This is a genomic window from Emticicia sp. 21SJ11W-3, assembly GCF_024138715.1.
GTDB lineage: Bacteria > Bacteroidota > Bacteroidia > Cytophagales > Spirosomataceae > Emticicia > Emticicia fluvialis.
In genome coordinates this window covers 4,334,877-4,353,927 of the sequence record NZ_CP092074.1, presented here as the reverse complement: position 1 = coordinate 4,353,927, position 19,051 = coordinate 4,334,877, and the positions used below count along the sequence as shown (strand labels likewise).

Genomic DNA, 19,051 nt, shown 5'->3' with positions numbered 1-19,051 from the left:
TTCAAGGCATGTGGCAGACTATTTCGGAAGAATCGAGCGAACGCTCAGGAATCATTTCAAGGCAGAATTTAATATAACCATACGAGACTACTACACGTCTTGCAGCTTGCGCTGGGCTTTACCAGTGATGAAAAGTCAAAATCTACCAGCAGTAATATATTTTATCGGGTGAGGTACAATGATGAGAGTACTTTCAGTTATAAGATGAAAAAATACATAATCCGCATGGCCTAAACTACCAAAAAACATTAGCGGGAATTGTACTGCCGGATTTCTCTAGTAAAGATTAGCTTTCAGACAGGGCACGGCTTTCCTTGTGCTGTGCGTATGCTTCAAAATGCGCTTACAGGTATTTATCCATAGATCAGGTGAAGAATTGGAAAGAATTAGGCCTTTCTATCCCACAAACCCTTCCAATTTTCTGTTTCGTATGTGAAAGGAGCTTAAGAACTTTGTAGTGTAAAATCATTATGCCTATGAAGTTAAAGCTCCTGGTTCTCCTGCTACTGACCCTCTGGATACCCGTTACCTTGGATAAACTCATAGATTTTGAAGCCTTTCAAGCAGGTATACTCCGTCAACCTTTCAGCGACACATGGGGTCATATCCTGATCTACACTTTGCCAATCCTGGAAATGCTCATCGTATTATTTCTTTTGATTCCAAGCATGAGATATTATGGAATATGGCTTTCACTGGGATTGATGTCGGCCTTTACTACTTACATAGGTCTGGCTCTGGCCGGAGTCTGGGAACAATTACCTTGCGGCTGTGGCTCCGTCATCAGCGGACTGAGCTGGCAACAACACTTTTGCTTGAACCTATTTTTTACAGCCGTAAGTGCCGCAGGGTTCTATCTAGTAAAACTACAACGAGGCAGGGCTGCAGGAAGCAAAACTGCCAAGGGCTTGCCGGCCTAAAGGCATCCTATATTTTCTATTTTTTTACCATTTACTTTTTTAAATCATGAAAACATTTGTAAAAAAACACTTGCTCTGGGGATTTGCCCTGCTGCTCTCAGTGGCGACTATGTCGTTTCAATTAGCGGAAGAACAGCGTATGACTAAATCCACCGGAACGACTACTTTAAGGTGGCATTTTATTCCTAACACAAGCGGGGGAGAAAGTGTAGCAGACAATTACGAACCGGCAGGGAGCATTCCGGACTGTCCGAACAGTACCTCAGTCAGATGCATTATCATGGCTCCTGAAGGCGATCCCGGAAAGCCGGACCTGAGCGGCACGGTTCAGGTACTGAATTACAAGTTTTAAATCAGCAAAAGGGTGGCGTGTTCCACCCTTTTCTATGGATTCTGCGCAGTCCCCGTAGCGGCTATCACGTCCTGAGGAATTTTGAAGACATATCGGGCACTATTGGGTGCCAGGGCATACATTTGATTATTGACCAGACGCCTGATTGTAACAGCACGTTCCGGCTCCAGATTGAGCCTTCTTAAATCCATCCAGCGCAATCCTCTGAAAACAAGCTCCTTCCTTCTTTCTTCCAGCACCAGATCCAACAGCTTTTGAGCATCCGAAACAACCACCGGTGCAAACAAATCGGCCTTCCATCTTTTTTGCAGCAAAGCATTGAGCGTACTGGCGGCCTGAGTTACCTGATTCAAACGGGTCTGACACTCCGCCTTAATCAGCATTAATTCTCCGACCGTTAGGCCATTAAAGAGATTATTAGAACCGGCATAACTCCCTTTGAAATGAAAACTGCCACCCGGATTAGAACCAAAGAACAGTTGAGGCCTTAAATCTCCCGTCTGATAGGACTTGAGTAATAAGGAATCCACCTTCAAAACAGACGGATAAAATAGAGCCGGTGTACTCATATGCGAATGGAAGATTACCTCCTCATTAAACAGCGGAAAAGGAAAAGCAGCGGCAGGATTGCAAGTACTGAAATCAATCAATACAGAGCGGTAAGTCAATGCTTTTTCAGCATATTCAAGCGCAATTGGATAATCGCCCATAGTCAAGTATACTCTGGCCAGCAAAGCAAAGGCAGCCACCTTGGAAGGGCGGGTCTTGACGGATGATTCGACAGATAAAAGCTCAGAGGCAGATCGGGCATCTTCAATTAATTGCCGGTAACCTTGCTCCACACTGGCACGCAGGGTAGGGGCATTCAGGTCAGAGCTAAGCCGCAGCGCGATTCCCGGATCAGTTGCAGCCGTCTGCCGATTCCAGGCCGGCGCAAAAATCTGTAACAGATGATAGCAGGCATAAGCCCTGAAAAACAGGGCCTGTCCTTTAATCGAATTTGTCTCCTCCAAAGTGCCCTTGATTCGCCCTGCCGCTAAACCCTCCAGTAGCAGATTGGCATAATAGACTTTCTGATAAGAAAGAGACCAGTCATTGCGTGGATTCTCATTGAATACCTCTTCCTGCCAGATATACGCATTGCGCTCCAATGCCGTATTCACCGCCAGCCAGTCGGCAGTCAATAAATAAAATTCATCTGAAGCCACCTGTCCGGCCGACGGATAAGCCCCATTCAAGATATTCACATTGTTCAAAAGCGTTTGGGCTTCTTTCACACTGGTAATGACTGCCAGTTTCTTGTCCGGTTTGGCATCCAGGTATTCCTGACAGCCACTGCCTGGGAGTGCCAGTATCAGTAATAAAAGATATTTTTTCATAGTTGGGAAGTTTAAAGATTCAATTTCAATCCTAAAGCATAACTGGTGGGTACAGGAAACCCGCTGGCATAATAATCCGGATCAAGACCGGATGCGTTGGCTTTCCACAACATACCGACCTGGTTGATATACAGATAGCATTGCCAAGAGTTACGGTTGCCGGCAGCCGGAAAGTCATAGCTCAGGTTGATGTCCTGTAATCGAAGATGATCCCCTTTTTCAACCAGTGTGGCTGCGTAATTGTAAAAAGCATCCCGGTTACTGACATTGGGATACACCAGTGAAGGCACCTGCGTCAATGCCTCGTCACCCGGTTCTTTCCACCGCTGTGCGTAGTCCGCATGGTGCTGCCAGGTACTGAAGAGATTGGCGTAATGAATGGTAGACCTTCGAAAATAATAACCCAGCTTATATACAACATTGGCAGAAATACTAATGTTTTTATAAGACAGGGTATTGCGGATGGAACCGAAATGCTCAGGTACCGCTGAACCGTGATACACTAAAGTAGCAGGGGCGGCATTCCGGATGGCCGTGTAGTTTTTACTTACCTGTCCTTCCAGGTATCCCTGAGGATCTCCGGTGAAGGGATCTAAGCCTGCCCACGCATAACTGTACAAGGCATATACCGGTTGGCCTTTGACAGGCGTGATCAGATTGCCTGAACCTACATACGCAGCCGCCACGGTGGACAAGGCCTGATACCGGGTTACCCGGTTAGTCGCATATCCGTAAATCAGGTCAGTTTTCCAGGTCCAGGCTCCCGAGGTTTTGGAAAAGTGTAAGGCAACATCCAGTCCGGTTCCCCTCATGGCGGCCACGTTCCCCTTATAGGCAAATGAACCGGTAGGACTGGTAACGCCAGTAGTCGGATCTATTGGCGCCTCCCCCAACAAATCCGTTCCGCGTCGCACATAATAATCTATACTGCCTGAAAACATCCGGTTTTTCAGCCCAAAATCAAGACCCAGATTCAGCATACCTGAGCGTTCCCAGCGAAGATCAGGATTCCCCGGGTTGGCAACCATGCCATAATCCAGTCCTGAGAGGGCAGCATTTGAATAGTAAGCTAGGGTAGTCAGGGCAGAAACGGTGTTATCGACATTCCCGTTGTAACCATATGTCAAGCGTAATTTGAGCAGGTCAATCCCTGAATTGCTGAAAAACGATTCCTCACTCAGCTGCCAGCTTAAACCAGCTGACCAGAGTGGTACTCCTTTTTGATTGGCCCTTACACCAAAGAGGTTAGAAGCATCTTTGCGAACACTGAAGGATAGAGAATAGCGATCATCCAGGACATAGGAGCCATTGCCATAAAAAGAAGTGAACCGCGACAGGGTATGGTTAAAACCTGCCGGATTGACAATCCGCTGTGTTCCGTTCAGATTATTGTAAGTGGGTAGTAGATCCACATAGTTTACACTGCCAAGTACCAGGGTCTGATCATCATACCCATAGGTTCTGTAATTATTTGACAAAGCCGTGGTCTGTCTGATTTCTGAGCCGGCCAGTACATTCAAAGCATGCTTTGCATGCCAATTGACTGCATAATTAACCTGCGCTCTGGCGGTATGCGCTGACAGACGGGCCTCTGCTAAATCCAGGATCCCTCCGAGAGGCACTGGTCTATTGACCAGATTACCATTGATCTGCGTAAACCGGTTGATCAGATTACGGGCAGTATAAGTCTCCTGTGCATAATAGTTACGCATATCTGTCAGCTGTGTTTCATACTGGTATTTCACATCGGCACTCAATCCGGGTAATAACTGGTAGTTCACTCCGGTATTGAAACGAAAGGTATGCAGTAAGCTGGTATTATCCGCCAGCCTTAGCTCATCTAACGGACGATAATTCCAGTCCAGTAAGCGGCTATCTTTCAGCGTATCAATAAAAGCCTGCCGGTAATCCTTATCTAAAGGCAGGGCCTTCCCATCCACTGTAGCCAATGCTGCATAAGGATAAAGGGCCTTGGAAGTAGGAGCCAGGTTGCTTACCGGATTATTGGCAGTGCTGCGGGACTGGGTATAGGAAATAACACTCTGCAGCTGCAGGTTTTTCAAAGGCCGGATATGATTAGAAGATAGCAGACTCAAACGGCTATTGCCATCTCTTACCCGATTGGACAGGTTCTGATCCCAGCCTGCAGACAGATAATAACTGTACAGGTCTGTACCACCTCTGTAAGAAGCGGAATACTGCTGATTCAAACTCTTCCGGTAGAAATACTGAGCCATATCCCGGCGTACATCCTGAGCTGCCAAACCTGATAGCCGGGTCGATGCTTCCTGTGCGGTAATCTTGCCGCTCCTTTGGGCAGCAAGAACTTCTACCGCCGGAGAAATCAGCGGGAAACGGTTATTGGTCAGAGAACTGTTATAGTAGCCCTTATCAAAGAGCAGTTGCTCTACTTCGATAAAATCCTTCGAGGCCATGGAAGGGGCATAATAGAGATCAGGTTTCATACCTATCGTATAGTTGGTTCTGAACTCAAAGACAGGTTTGGCTGCCTTACCCTTTTTCGTCTCTACCACAATGACCCCATTGGCAGCTCTAACTCCCCAGATCGAAGCGGCAGCAGCATCCTTTAAAAGCGTGATGCTTTCCACATCATTGGGATTGAGTGTTTCCAGACTGCTTTCATAAGGAAAGCCATCTACGATAATCAAAGGGTCGGCGCCGGCCAGGATAGTACTGCGACCCCGGAGGGAGAGTTTACGCCCGCCGATACCTGCTCTGTTATCAAAATACAGACTGGTGACCCCTTCCAGCCGGCTCAACAGATCCGTACTCACACTTCTGTTAATCAGGGAAGCATTGATTTTCTCAAAACTGCCGGTCACCCTTTCCTGAGGTAAAGACTGATAACCCGTACTGACCATCACTTCATTCAATAAAGACTCTGCCGGAATCAGGCGGATATCAAGAGACAGCACTATTGAAGCAGAGACCGGTACTCGTGTAGAAAGATAGCCAATATGGCTCACCGTAAGGGTATCCTTTTCCAACCGAAGCAGGAGCTCAAAACGACCTTCCGCATCTGACAGGGTCGATGTACCACTGGCAAGCAAACGTACAGTAGCTCCGGGCAGGGCACTTCCGTCTTCGGCCGAAATACGACCCCTGAGCAGGGTCTGAGCTGAGAGCTCTAAACAGACCATCAAGCAAAAGAAAGTTAAATACTTTTTCATGGGTTAGCTCGTTTTTCGGTAATCACAAACATTTGTATTTTCCTTTTTTGGACAGAGACCCTTATCCCTTGCTTGGATAGATGCTCATCCAACAATCTGGTATCGTCAATAGCCGCTGGCAGGCTGAGATCCAGATTCCTTGTATATCCGGTTTCATCTATGTGATAGATGGGGAGCTTTCGGTTGAGGTAATCCATCACAAGTGATACAGGCGCATTTTTAAAGTACTTTTCCTTGTCCGGCGCATACATATTATTTTCAGCCGGCCCTCCGCGGGTATAGGATAGCCGGAGGTTTTCATTAGCCGTGAATATCCGGCAGTCTATTTCCCGGTCTTCGAAATGCCCTGTCATCCCAAAGTACCGGAATAAGTCTGCGGTAGCTAATTCCTTTGCTTTTACCGCAGGCGTAGGGAGCAGATTCAATTCATAGCAGTAGGTGTTGTGCTTTTTCCAGTCTTCATACCCCTCTTCAGGTCCTTTGAAGCGAACAGCTGTATCATTTCTGACTTCTACAATCACTCTGGCAGATGGCCAGTTTTCTATGTCAGGATAGGGAATTGAAAAAAGCTGGGCAATGCTGCAGTTAATGCAGGTCAATTGGGTGACTGGTTTTTCCGGCTTACCTCTTACCGTAGTAATCATTAAACCCAGGCCTTGTATGGGACCTGTCAGCAGGGAGCGATTCCTGATAGAGGAAGGTTCACCTCCATTGCCGTTTACAAAGAGCGGGGCAGCATAATCAAAGTTCACCAGATCCTGCTTGAGTGTATATGTAAAAGATTCACAACTGATAAACCGTTTGATATTTTCTAAGGTGAGATCCTTTTCATGCGTAATTGCCTGAATGATACCCCGTTGATTTATCCAAACATATTGCGGAATGGACTGGTAGGGGAAGTACTGCTGTAATACAGAAGCATTCACAGCGGTGACAGGGACAAAGCGGCTGCTATCTCTTGCCCGGTAACGTTTAACAAAAGCAGTAATACGTTCTTTGTCATCACCCGTGGCGCCAATAAACTGGAGCCGGTCACCCAACTGCTTTTGCCATTCTCCCATCTGCGGGAATTTCTTAATACAAGGGGCACACCAGGTAGCCCAGAAATCCAGAATGATGGGTTGGTTCTTAAACTCATGCAGCAAGAGCGTTTCCTTACCTGCAGGATGATTGACTACCTGAAGCGGCAGGCGCCAGAGCTCCGGTGGGAGAGTATCTCCCACACGAAGAGCCTGGGCAGGGAGGAGAAAATGGGTTGATAGGCTTAGGTAAAGGCATAGCAATGCCCCTACGTATTTTTTTACGTTCATGATGGTAACAGTTTAGATAGAAAAATTTAGCAACAAGGAGATTACCACCACCTTACACCGGAGACTTGATGATGCTTTTGAAGAGCTGCTTAGGGCACACGCCGGCCTTGAGGTCAAACGAAGCCTTACAAATGTTGAGAAAAAATGGAAAATGCTGCATAACTCGTATCTATTTTACGAGTCTCGTTCGGTAGGCTATATAAAGCAATGTAGCACAGGACTACGCCATACCGCTCAGCAAGGTTCCGACGCCTTCTCAAGACGAATACAGCAGTAGCCCATGTGCTACATCGCCAAAGTTAGGCAAAAGTAACAACATGGGCATTAATCTACTGCCTCGCTTGAGAATCAAATTGTCGGAATTTGCTAACGAGACCTTATTTCAATGCCTAAAATTCAATCAAATATAAACAAAATATTACAATAGGACAAATATGTCCTAATATTTTTTCTTTATTCTAGCCAAGTTTGCTTAATGGCAAAGCAATTTAGAGATCAGAAATATTTAGAGAAGGTAGGCAAGCGGATTGTTACCTTAAGAGAAGGTTTAGGTATATCTCAAGAAAAACTGTCTGAGCTATCGGGTCTTGATACGCGCCAAATAGGCAGAATAGAGAGAGCTGAAAATAATTCTTCAATCAGCCTGGTTAAAAAGATTGCAGATTCTTTAAAAGTTAAAGTCAGTGAATTAATAGATGTTTAACCAGTTATTACATTCTTAAGGAATTAAAGTGTATAAGTAAAAATTAATCTTGCTTATTATGAGTAAGGTAAAATCTTCTTTTGAGCTTGCTAACGTTGGGTAACCTTATTAAAGCTAAATAGTTAATTATCAGCATATTACTCAAAAAAAGAACCCCGAAAACAACCAATTTCTTGGAGTTTCGGGGTTTTTGTTGTATTTTAAGGTATCTCACATCCTAAAATACGATGCAAAGTACTTTATTTTCGTTTGATAGCCCAGTATTTCCTGAATATCATTTTTTCAAGAATTGCACGGAACTTGGCCGGATTTACGATATAATTCCCTGGCAGGAACTAGAACAACTGCTACCACCAAAGAAAAATCCTTCAGGAGCACTCTCTTACCTTCCTAGGCAGGGGTTCTTTGGCTTGATGTTTTTAAAGCACTATACGGGTTTAAGCGATGAAAAACTACTGGCAGCCTTCCAGACTAACTGGGCCTATCAAATGTTCTGTGGATGTCGTTTGAAAATTGGTGAAGTGATCAGAGACAATGCTTTTGTGAGTCGTATTCGTACATTTCTGTCCAGACAATGCGATATGCAGAAAGTTCAGCGTGTATTGATTGATGCCTGGAAGGGGAAAATGGAGAATACCAATGTAATGCTTATGGACGCTACGTGTTATGAAGTACATATGCGTTTCCCTACTGACGTCAAACTCCTGTGGGAGTCCTGCTGCTTTCTTTGGGAGCAACAAATACCTGTATTATGCAAGCTATCAGGGATTAAAATGCCTCGCTCAAAATTCAAAGAACATAAGAACAAGCAATCTATTTTTTCAAAAAGACGAAAAATTAGTATTAAAGACACCAAAAAGAGAAGAAAAACGCTGTTGTATCTATTAGAAAAAGGGATAAGTGCCTATCAGAAACTTTTAAACCAAACCAAAGGCATTCACCTTTCAGCGTCAATAACACAAAAACTAAAGACAGTAAAGAAAGTCTATTTACACCAACTTTATCTGATTGAAAACAATACCACAAAAGTCAAGGATAGAATCGTAAGTTTATCTCAACCACACATAAGACCAATTGTTAGAGGAAAAGAGAATAAACCCGTCGAGTTCGGTATTAAAGCCCACATAATGCAAGTAGACGGTATCAACATTGTTGAGTATCACAGCTACAATGCCTTCAATGAAAGTACAAGACTTAAAGCTTCCTTCTTTAGACATAAGATTATCTTTGGCGAATGCACACATATAGCTGCCGATAGAATCTATCCTACCAACGCTAATCGTCGTTTTTGCAGTTCTAAAAAACTTCAAACTAATTTTGTATCGAAAGGAAAAGTCTTCAAAGACAAAAATACAAAGACAATGAAGGCTATTCTTAATAAGGAAAGAAGTACACGTCTGGAGGGTTCATTTGGAACGGAAAAGGAACATTATGGGCTAAAGCGGATAAGAGCCCGTTCACCAGAAACACAAAATTTGTGGCTTTTTTTTGGAATCTTCACCGCCAACGCCGTCAGACTGGCCAAAAGAATACCGAAAGAACTCAAGTTAGCAGCTTAAAACCTCTCAAAAAAGGGTTTCATGGGAGAAAACTGTCCAAACAAATCCGATGGCCTCAAAATCTCCAAATTCTTCCCTAAAAGTTGTACAAAACAAAGACCTTAATTCCTTAAAATAAAAATCCAACCTTTTACAGACTGGATTTTCTATATGTAGTCTCTTTTGGAATCAATTATCAAGGATGGCCTAACGTTGAAAATGTTAAGAAAAAGTGAAAAGAACTTAACAGACCTCAATCGTAGATTGCTATGATATTGGATGTTTCTGATGGGTATGTGGGAGTGTAAACTGAACTGTGTTACGGATATTTACAACTCACTTGGGGTTAGCTTCAAGTGAGTTTTTTTTCAAAATTAATGAATTTCAATCTATCTCCAAAAATGATGTACTGCTGCGATAGGCCCCATGAAGCGCTTCAAAACATGACTCCAATCGAGCGGAAAAACATGCTGATGAAAAAAGAAGAAACTAAAGAAATGGCTGTCTGATAAAGGGGGTACTTACACCAGTTTAAGTCAGTCTATAATCAATTGCATTTATTGATAGGAGTAGTTTTTAAGAACTAGTTCTTAAGGGAGTGTAAATTGAACTGTGTCAATTTCAGATTAATTGATTAAATAGAGTTTCAATCTTTCTCCAAAGGTAATGTATAACTGAGATAGTGTCAAGCTCTAGTTATGTAAGGGCATTGTCCATTTTTCAGAGATATTTTGAACTACTAAATAGATCAACTTCATCAGAGCAGTATCAGAAGTAAAAGCGCCCTTAGTTTTAGTAATTTTCCGAACTTGGCGATGGAAACCTTCGACTGTATTAGTTGTATAAATGACTTTACGAATGTGTTGGTCATAGTCAAAAAAAGTTGATAAAGTGTCCCAGTTATTATACCAGGATTGTATCGGTATGGGATACTTTTTACGCCATTTTTCATCTAATTTAATCAGATTTTCAAAGCCCTGTTCTTTATTAACCGCTTGATAAACTGGCTTTAAGTCGGAGATAAATTCTTTCTTTTCTTTTTCAGCGATATAGCGTAAAGAATTACGAATTTGATGCACTACACAGGTCTGAATTTGAGTTAAAGGGAAAACCGTAGCAATAGCTTCAGGGAAGCCTTTTAGCCCATCAATGCAAGCAATTAAAATATCTTCTACTCCTCTGGTTTTAAGGTCAGTAATAACTGATAACCAAAATTTGGAACCCTCTGTTTCAGATATATACATACCTATTAAATCCTTCTTTCCCTCTATATCTATGCCTAAAACGTTTTAAATAGCACGTGTAACTACACGTCCGCTTTCCTTGACTTTATAATGCATACAATCTAAATAAACAAAAGCGTAGACTGATTGTAAGGGGCGTGTACGCCATTCATTCATGGCAGGAATTACTTTGTCAGTAATAGCAGATAATTGAGTAGCCGAAATCTCCATCTGGTACATCTCCTTAATGTACTCAGTAATGTCTCTAGTAGATACGCCACGACCATAGAGTGCAATAACTTTATCTTCTAACTCCTCTGTAATAATAACCTGACGCTTAGGTAGAATCATAGGCTCAAACGTTCCAGCACGGTCACGTGAACCTTCTAAATCAAATTCGCCAGATAAGCTCTTTACTCGCTTGCTCGTTCTTCCATTACGTCGATTATTCTCTCCTAATGATTTGGATTCCTTTAAATGAGCATCCATCTCACCTTGTAAGGCTGTTTCTAAAAAATGTTTAAGTAAAGGTGCGAATATCCCTTTTTCGCCATTTAAAGCTTTACCTGCATACATGCCTTTAATAGCCTCTTTTTTGAACTCTTCAAAATTGAACTCTTCTGTAGTTTGCATAAAAAAACTGTGTTTAAAGTAAAATTAACATTTTTGTTAAATCTTTACCTTGACACAGTTTAATTTACAGTCTCGTTCTTAAATATTTTGAAATACATGTAATACTCGCTAAAGTTAATATAAAAGAGAAAATCTAGAAACCTATTTAGAATGAAATGATTCAAGGCATTTTAATGCCACACCCAACATGCCTCCTTTATTGCCGTATTGGGCATATTTAATAATAACTTTGCTAGTTACTCGGTGATGCCCATTTTCTAAAGCTTTCTGTAATGCGATTTTAAAAAAAACATCAAAATTAAAATCAATAAAAGCTTCTATTAATCCTCCACCAATAGTAACTATTTTTGGGTTAATAACATTGAGAATTGATCCAATTATAATCCCCAAATTTTTCCCGCCCTCTTCAAATATTTGGGTTGCGCGGATATCAGATTTTTGTGCTTTATAGATTATTTCACTTAGTGTAAAATTTGTATTATTTATATTGTTAAATCTTTCAACCATAGATTTACTAGAGGATGTCGTTTCTAAACAGCCAAATTTCCCACAAGAACATTTTATATTATAATTCTCTCCAGTCTTGATATGACCAAAGCATCCTGCAAACCCATCTTCTCCATTCAAAAATTGTCCATTAATTATAGTCGCACCTCCTATTCCTGTTCCAATAACAAAATGAACTAAACTTTTTAAATCTAATTTTCTTCCTGAATATTCAGCCCAAGCAGAGGCTCGGCCATCATTCATAACTAAAACATTTCTGATTCTTGGAAATAAACTTTTTATCGTTGAAGACCAATCTATATTAGTGTAGTTGCTAATATAACCGGAATTTAGAACGATTCCATTTTCATCAACACTTCCTGCAGTGCTGATTCCGATTGTAGTAATTACATTATTAATTTCTAAGAAATTTTTTATTGTTTCTATAATAATGCGTTCCAAATTTTTAAAATTCGAGTTTTCAATACTTATAATTGGGTATTCATTTATATGGTATTTATTGAAGCTTTCAAACACAATTAATGAGTGCTTGACAGATGACCCCCCTATATCGAAAGTGTAAATTGACTCCATTAATAAATCCATTATTATTTAAAGTTATAATCTAAGTCAGAGATAGTATTTTTTTATCTTACCTGAATTTTGGTGTAGAACATTCAATGTATGGTCTATCAATTTTGGTTTGGTCAACTAACACTTTGTCAAATACATACCACTTATTTCTTGGATAAAAGTCTTTTGGCAGTTGCTTAATGAATTGTTTTGAATACTCTTTTATTTTTAATTGCAACCTTAGCTTATCTATATTATAATATTGGTTTATTAGATTAATTATTGGTTCCAGTATACTTTCACCAAGTTTAAAATCATACATAAAACTGTGCTTAATAGAATAATTAAATTGTGTTGATTCTATACATTTGTATGGATATGATAAGAAATTAAATTTTATATCTTTTAATCTCATCAATGTTAAATCTTTGTCTACAGATTCTAAATCTCTAATGACAAAAGAACATTTTGAGAAATCTTTATTGAAACCAAGCAATAGGTTTTGAGAATTTAATTCAGGCTGTAATCCTAAATTTATAACTACACTAAAATAGCATTCAATTAAAGGATAAATAATTTTTTCTAAAGCATATTGTTCTGGTTCATAATTAAATTTATCAATAATTTGCTTTAGAATAGGGAAGTGGTGTATATTTAATCTATCCATTGAAAACAATGAAAAAGAAGGTAACATGAAATGAGAAAATTCCTCATTCAAGCCGTAAGGTTTGTTTTCTCTCCAAACCATGCCCCACTCTTCCATATTATCCGGATTTATTAAAACTCTTGCTCCTAGTTCAGGTAAAAAGGAAAAAGATTTATTTAATAACTTTTCATCAACTGCTTTTTTTAGAATATTAGAGATTTCTGGGCCTGCTATGGCTTTAAAAAATGGTAACTCTCTACTAATCCTTCCTAAAATTCCACTATAGTGTAATTTAATATAGTCTTCATTAATAGTATTTACTAATTGTACAGTACGGCCACTAGCAGTAGGAACAACTTTATATTGGTCAATTAATTTAATTTTAAATGACTTATTAAGAAAGAATATATTATCAAACATATCTGGATGAACAAATATCCAGTTTTCGTCACTATTGATTTCATTTATATTCATTTCAGGAATATTTCCATATTCTCTAAACATCATTTTTGGAGCAAAACATATATAAAGATTAAACCAAGAATTAAGCTCGAACGGACTTGTTTTGGGTTTCGTTGTATTTATGGTACTGAAACCACTTGGTGAACCATCATTAACATATCTTTCGAGATAATATCTTGATCTGTAGGGATGCAATATGAGTTCGTCTAATAACATTCTATATCCTATTGTTTAATTTTATTTTTTCTCTTTTAATTAATTCTAATTCATAATACATCCCAATACTATCGGCTAAAAGTTCTGCATTAGTTAAGTGTTCAAGTGCTGTTTTATTGTGACCTATAGTTGAATAACACAATCCTAATCCTATTTCGTTCTTAACTTTTTGCCTATTGTATTGTAAATCTGTCGAAATTTTGATTCCTTTTAGAAAAATTTTTTTTGCTTCATCAACTCTATTCAAGTTAATTAAAATCTCACCTTTACGAGCTAATATTTTTAAAGGCCACTCTTTGTCTTTTATCTTTTCGTAAAGATTTACAGCTTGTTCTATGCTCGTAAGAGCCGCCTCATTAATCCCTTTTTTTAATTCTATAGTAGCCTTCGCAAAGTAGTATTCAGCAATTAATTCATCTTTTTCAATTCCACCATCTAGTCGGTTCGTAGCATCAAGAGATAGTTGCAAATAGTTTTCAGCCTTGCTAATAAGGTTTTGTCTAATTGAGGATGCATTCAAATGCCGGTAAGCTTTTGCAAGAAACGCATAATCACTGTGCTTGGTAGCCTCGAATACGCCTTGATTTAGCTTAGTTTCAGCAAAACTATATTGTAACATTTCAACGCTTGTCCACCCAATATCATCCACTAGAACTTTTATTAGTGCTCTATAATTATCTCTATTTATCGCTGCAATTTCAATATATTCACCTATTTTTTTCCTAATTTCATACTTTTGACTTAACCATAAAGGAGTACTTAGCGATAAACCCCACCTAATAATCTCTGCATCTTTGCCTTCAAGTTTTTTTTGTTCAAAAAAATCAATTAGTGCTTCAGAAAAAGGTTGTTTAGCAACACTATTTTCAATTCGTTTTGTTGTTGCTTTACGTCCTAAAAAATTACTTAACCAAAGCAAAAAAATAGAAATTAAGAATCCCCAAAGCCATAATTGATGTCTTATAGATAATTGAGGAGTTATAATAGTACTTATTATAGTTACAATTCCACCAATTCGGCCAAAATATTTGTCAAAACTATTGTCCATATATTTTTAATGTTAGTGTTGAAGTTTAAATATCTTTTTAGTGATTTAATTATCAATTAGTTATACAATTTAATTCATTCCTAGTCAGTTTTGAAATTAATGGGTTACCCATTGATTTAAATGATAATTTCCAACTGGCTAAATAATTGTGTTATTATAAATCAACTATAGTATCCAAATAATGGAATTTGAGTTTGAGATAGTTTGAGCATACTTTTAGTATTAATGTAATAGAATAGGTATATTAAAATAACAGTGCTTCTACATATTAAACTCTGTAACACATTAGCGAATACATTTAAAGTTTTCTTGTCACTCTATTATCTTTATATGATTACTGTTCGGTATCAAATATACGAAAGTTTGTGATGTTTTTATATTTTTCGGTACAACTTTAAACTTCTACCTTTTTCCCATCATTGACGCGCAGTGATATAAAGTTTTTCCTCCCTTTGATAAAAGGTTAATTAAGATGTCCAGTATTCTGAATCGTTTAAGATTACCGAATACTTTTTTTACATTTGTGTAAGTAGAATTTCAGCAAATAGAGGATTTCGGACAAGTAAAAAACTATTATTTTTAAATGGCTGGTGCGATAAAGGAAGATATGTATACAGAGTTCAAGAGCTCTTTTAGTGATGCGGTAATTGAGTCATTATGTGCTTTTGCAAACACAAAAGGTGGCACGGTATTGGTTGGTATCTCTGATAATGGGAGGCCTGTCAAAGGGTTTGTTATTGGAAGTGAAACAATTCAAAAGTGGGTAAACGAGGTAAAGAATAAAACTCAGCCCAGTATCATACCCGATGCCGATATTATCGTGGCAGATAATGTGGAGGTTGTTGAGTTATCTGTTAAAGAGTTCCCGGTAAAGCCGGTGGCTTTCAAAGGTCGGTACCTAAAGAGAGTAAATAATGCAAATCATCAGCTGTCCCTATCTGAAATTGCAGATATGCATCTTCGGTCTTTTAATACCAGTTGGGATAGCTATGTTATTCCGGATCGAAATATTGATGCCCTTTCTCTGGACAAGGTGAATGAGTTTATTGCCAATTGTAATGAAGGCAGGCAGTATGTGATTGCAGATGATCCACTGACAGTTTTGAACAAGTATGAACTTATCAAAGATTCACAGGTGACTAATGCTGCGTATCTCTTATTTGGCAGGAATGATGTATTTCATGCTACCATTGAGTTGGGGCGTTTCTCTACTCCTACCAGCATCAAAGACGGCATCACGATACGAACTGACCTCTTTAGCGAGGTAGAACAGGTTTTGGACTTTATCAGGAAACACATTAATAAGAGTTATATCATAACCGGAGATCCTAGAAGAGAAGAGCGGTGGCAATACCCGATGGATGCTATCAGAGAAATCGTTATTAATATGATTGTGCACAGAGATTACATGCATTATGGTGATTCTTCAGTGAAAATATATGATGATTATATTGAGTTTTTTAACCCTGGAAACCTCCCCGAAAATATTACCATTGAGCAATTGCTTAGCGGTGATTATTCTTCTCAGGCCAGAAATAAGAAAATAGCCTCCACCTTTAAAGAAGCTCAGTTTATAGAGAAATATGGCTCGGGGATTAAAAGGATTCGGGAAGGCTTTTCTGTCTATGGGTTAGTTCCACCGGTTTTTGAAAATTTCCAACATGGCTTTAGAGTTGTCGTTTATACCAAAACAGAAACTGTGGGAGAAACTGTGGGAGAAACTGTGGGAGAAACTGTGGGAGAAGTCTTAAAAGGAAGTTCGGCCGTGATACTTAACTATATTAAGGATAATCCGGCAATAACAAGAGAAGAACTTGCAGAACTGACAAAATTATCTGTTAGAGGGGTTGAGTATCAATTGAAAAAGCTACGTGATGCCCATCTCATAGAAAGATTAGGCTCTACAAAAAGCGGCAGTTGGAAATTGAAATAAGTTGTACTTCAATAACCTGCTAGTAAAAAAATGAATTTAAAATCAGAAACTTCTTCAATCAAGTATTTAGACTTTAGAATATAATTATTTCAATTAGATTTATATAATTCTACCCAATTAACTCTGACACACTTCAAAGGCAAAGGGAAGCAAATCTGCCCCCAATGAACCCCAAACAACTTTTGCTGTGACTAAAAAGGTCCGCAAATCTCAACAATTCTTGTTTAAAAATCAAGTTTCCTCAGATTAAACCAGATAAATAAATTATCTATTCTCGTTTATGAATGACCCATCAAAAAACTCTTCACGAGGCATGGGTTAAATTTCTACAGGAAACAATCTGATTAGATGCTTTTACTAAATTTTAACCATTTCTCAACCATCTTTTTTATTTCACCAGCATCATTTTTAGGATAATGTTTTTGCAAATAAGCTGTAAACTCTGTTTGCGTATTGCTAGTTTCCCATTCCATAACCGTGAGGCTAAGCATCGGCCATTGCTTTGTCTCCTGCATAAAACCAAATAAAGGAAGGTATGGAGGTGAGTGATAAAGAGAATTCTCAACCAGTTCCTCATAAAGAGGCTTTGTAAATGCCCTTTTCATATCCTGCACCACGTCATAGGCAATACAATGTTTGCAGCCCTCTCTCACCATTATAGCAAATGCTGGCATGCCCTTGTCTTGAAAGAAGGTATACATATAATCAATAAAGCCTTCCTCTGTAATATCACACAAATCTTTGCTGTAAAAGGCATATTCCTGTTTGAAGAGTTCTAATGAAAAATTGTCTGAATGCTTATTGATGATAAAATCAATAACCTCATTTTCTTTAGCTGCTATTTCCTCAATAGAGGGGCCACGACTTAATCCGGCTGCGGAGAGTAAATACCTAGGTTTTGAGAAGAGTTCAAAATAATAGCTCTTAAAGAAGATGGTCTTGCGCTCAAAGGTCACCTGAACATACAAAGGATAGGTTAGCTTGCCATGTAGATAAACCTGCTTTAATCGGTCGTTCAGGTAAGTTTTGTAACTAACTTTGTATACTTTACTCATTTTGTCGTTATTTGCCCGTTTTTAGCTTACTTACACTACAGCATATTTCTATGTAACAAAGGACGTCAGATTCCCCCAAACAAGATGGCAGTACTTTAGATTTCCTCCAGAGACTTCACAAAGATAGTAAAAAAGTTATGATAAAATTTGAAATATCAAAACAAATTACTATATTAGCTTTCTGAAATATGTCCTTCTGCACGAAGGTTTGTGTGAATGATTAAATGAGGAGGTGCAAAATGGAAAAACTTAAACCAGAACAAGCAGTGGAACTACTGCGCAAAAAAGGAATTGAAATATCCTTAGAACAGGCTGTAGCTGTTCTTGAATTCCTACATTTATTGGCAAATATCCTGATTGCACAATATCTGAAAAAGCATTAGGGTTATATCCCATAGGAAAGTGATTATTGAATTTAATTGAAGGTAAGTATGAAAGTAGCTGATTTGTACATACGGGTAAGTACGGACGAACAGGCCGATAAAGGTTATTCGCAGCGTAGCCAGGAAGAACTGTTGCGCAAGTATTGCGATATTAACAACATTACCATCCGTAGAGTAATGTTTGAAGACCATTCTGCAAAGACCTTTGCACGCCCGGAATGGAAGGCGTATTTGTTAGAGCTGAAAAAGCACAAAGGAAAAGCCGATGTGGTCTTATTCCTTAAATGGGACAGGTTCAGTCGCAATGCCGGAGATGCCTATCAGATGATTAACATCCTGCGCAAATTGGGTGTAGAACCTCAGGCAATAGAACAGCCGTTGGATTTATCTATTCCTGAGAACAAGATGATGCTGGCCTTTTATCTGGCCGCACCCGAAGTAGAAAATGACAGGCGGGCATTAAATGTTATTCACGGAATGCGGAGAGCAAGAAAAGAAGGCCGTTATATGGGGCTGGCTCCGATTGGTTATGTCAACAAGACTGATGATGCAGGAAGGAAGTACATTGCCATCCATGAACCGCAAGCAGGTATTTTGCGCTGGTCTTTTGAGGAAGTAGCTAAAGGAGTATATAATACTGAACAAGTGTTTAAGATGGCAAAAGCGAAAGGATTTAGAGGAACTAAGAGTCTTTTCTGGTTTGCTATTCGAAACCCGGTTTATTGCGGAAAGATATTTATCCCCAAATACAAGGATGATGAAAGCCGCTTCGTCAAAGGCTTGCATCAGCCATTAATACAGGAAGATTTATTTTATCAGGTGCAGGACGTCCTAGATGGCAGGAAACGAAACCAATACAGGCTGAAGGTAGTTTCAAACTCGACTTTGCCCCTCAGAGGATTTTTGATTTGCCCAAAATGTGGTAAAGTACTAACCGGAAGTGCATCGAAGGGTCTTACCAAGCGTTATTCGTATTACCACTGCTTTGCAGGCTGCAAAT

13 protein-coding genes and 2 pseudogenes are annotated in these 19,051 nt (G+C 39.3%); 7 read left to right on the top strand and 8 right to left on the bottom strand.

Annotated elements, in window-relative coordinates; genetic code table 11:
- Nucleotides 1-476: 476 nt before the first annotated feature.
- Entirely contained in the window at nucleotides 477-920 is a 444-nt protein-coding gene (locus MB380_RS18435) for a MauE/DoxX family redox-associated membrane protein (protein WP_253529648.1), read from the top strand.
- Nucleotides 921-966: 46 nt separating this feature from the next.
- Entirely contained in the window at nucleotides 967-1,272 is a 306-nt protein-coding gene (locus tag MB380_RS18430; protein WP_253529640.1) for a hypothetical protein, read from the top strand.
- 32 nt (nucleotides 1,273-1,304) lie between these two features.
- Here MB380_RS18430 and MB380_RS18425 read toward each other — a convergent pair whose 3' ends face one another.
- The 3 genes from MB380_RS18425 to MB380_RS18415 are packed head-to-tail and all read right to left on the bottom strand — an operon-like array spanning nucleotide 1,305 to nucleotide 7,152.
- Nucleotides 1,305-2,651, bottom strand: a complete 1,347-nt coding sequence (locus MB380_RS18425) for a RagB/SusD family nutrient uptake outer membrane protein (protein WP_253529629.1) — start codon at nucleotides 2,649-2,651, stop codon at nucleotides 1,305-1,307.
- An 11-nt stretch (nucleotides 2,652-2,662) separates the two neighbouring features.
- Nucleotides 2,663-5,842: a SusC/RagA family TonB-linked outer membrane protein gene (locus MB380_RS18420; RefSeq protein WP_253529626.1), complete on the bottom strand. Its 3,180-nt coding sequence runs from the start codon at nucleotides 5,840-5,842 to the stop codon at nucleotides 2,663-2,665.
- Nucleotides 5,839-7,152 (bottom strand): TlpA disulfide reductase family protein, encoded by a 1,314-nt coding sequence (locus tag MB380_RS18415; protein WP_253529624.1) that lies wholly within the window; start codon nucleotides 7,150-7,152, stop codon nucleotides 5,839-5,841. The genes MB380_RS18420 and MB380_RS18415 overlap by 4 nt, the downstream gene beginning before the upstream one ends.
- Before the next feature lie 475 nt (nucleotides 7,153-7,627).
- Between MB380_RS18415 and MB380_RS18410 the strand changes: the two genes are divergently transcribed.
- A complete protein-coding gene (locus tag MB380_RS18410; RefSeq protein ID WP_253529615.1) occupies nucleotides 7,628-7,855 on the top strand; it encodes a helix-turn-helix domain-containing protein in 228 nt (75 codons plus the stop codon).
- A 227-nt stretch (nucleotides 7,856-8,082) separates the two neighbouring features.
- Nucleotides 8,083-9,414, top strand: coding sequence for a transposase (locus tag MB380_RS18405; protein ID WP_253529613.1), 1,332 nt, complete (start codon nucleotides 8,083-8,085; stop codon nucleotides 9,412-9,414).
- Between the two features lie 671 nt (nucleotides 9,415-10,085).
- Here MB380_RS18405 and MB380_RS18400 read toward each other — a convergent pair.
- From MB380_RS18400 to MB380_RS18385, 4 genes and pseudogenes are all read right to left on the bottom strand, one after another.
- Nucleotides 10,086-11,249 (bottom strand): annotated as a pseudogene (locus MB380_RS18400) (IS256 family transposase).
- Nucleotides 11,250-11,390: 141 nt separating this feature from the next.
- Nucleotides 11,391-12,341, bottom strand: coding sequence for an ROK family protein (locus MB380_RS18395; RefSeq protein ID WP_253529611.1), 951 nt, complete (start codon nucleotides 12,339-12,341; stop codon nucleotides 11,391-11,393).
- Nucleotides 12,342-12,387: 46 nt separating this feature from the next.
- Nucleotides 12,388-13,632, bottom strand: a complete 1,245-nt coding sequence (locus tag MB380_RS18390) for an IucA/IucC family protein (protein WP_253529608.1) — start codon at nucleotides 13,630-13,632, stop codon at nucleotides 12,388-12,390.
- Nucleotide 13,633: 1 nt separating this feature from the next.
- Nucleotides 13,634-14,680: a hypothetical protein gene (locus MB380_RS18385; protein WP_253529606.1), complete on the bottom strand. Its 1,047-nt coding sequence runs from the start codon at nucleotides 14,678-14,680 to the stop codon at nucleotides 13,634-13,636.
- A 583-nt stretch (nucleotides 14,681-15,263) separates the two neighbouring features.
- Here MB380_RS18385 and MB380_RS18380 point away from each other — a divergent pair.
- Nucleotides 15,264-16,613 carry an ATP-binding protein gene (locus MB380_RS18380; protein ID WP_253529603.1) on the top strand — a complete coding sequence of 450 codons (1,350 nt, stop codon included), beginning with the start codon at nucleotides 15,264-15,266 and terminating at the stop codon, nucleotides 16,611-16,613.
- 344 nt (nucleotides 16,614-16,957) lie between these two features.
- Here MB380_RS18380 and MB380_RS18375 read toward each other — a convergent pair whose 3' ends face one another.
- On the bottom strand, nucleotides 16,958-17,668 hold the full coding sequence (locus MB380_RS18375; RefSeq protein ID WP_253529600.1) for a hypothetical protein: 711 nt from the start codon (nucleotides 17,666-17,668) through the stop codon (nucleotides 16,958-16,960).
- Between the two features lie 239 nt (nucleotides 17,669-17,907).
- Between MB380_RS18375 and MB380_RS18370 the strand changes: the two genes are divergently transcribed.
- Together MB380_RS18370 and MB380_RS18365 are read left to right on the top strand one after the other, a co-directional pair.
- Nucleotides 17,908-18,051: a hypothetical protein gene (locus MB380_RS18370; RefSeq protein WP_158238006.1), complete on the top strand. Its 144-nt coding sequence runs from the start codon at nucleotides 17,908-17,910 to the stop codon at nucleotides 18,049-18,051.
- Nucleotides 18,052-18,099: 48 nt separating this feature from the next.
- A pseudogene (locus MB380_RS18365) lies at nucleotides 18,100-19,041 on the top strand (recombinase family protein); the annotation flags it as partial.
- Between the last annotated feature and the right edge of the window lie 10 nt (nucleotides 19,042-19,051).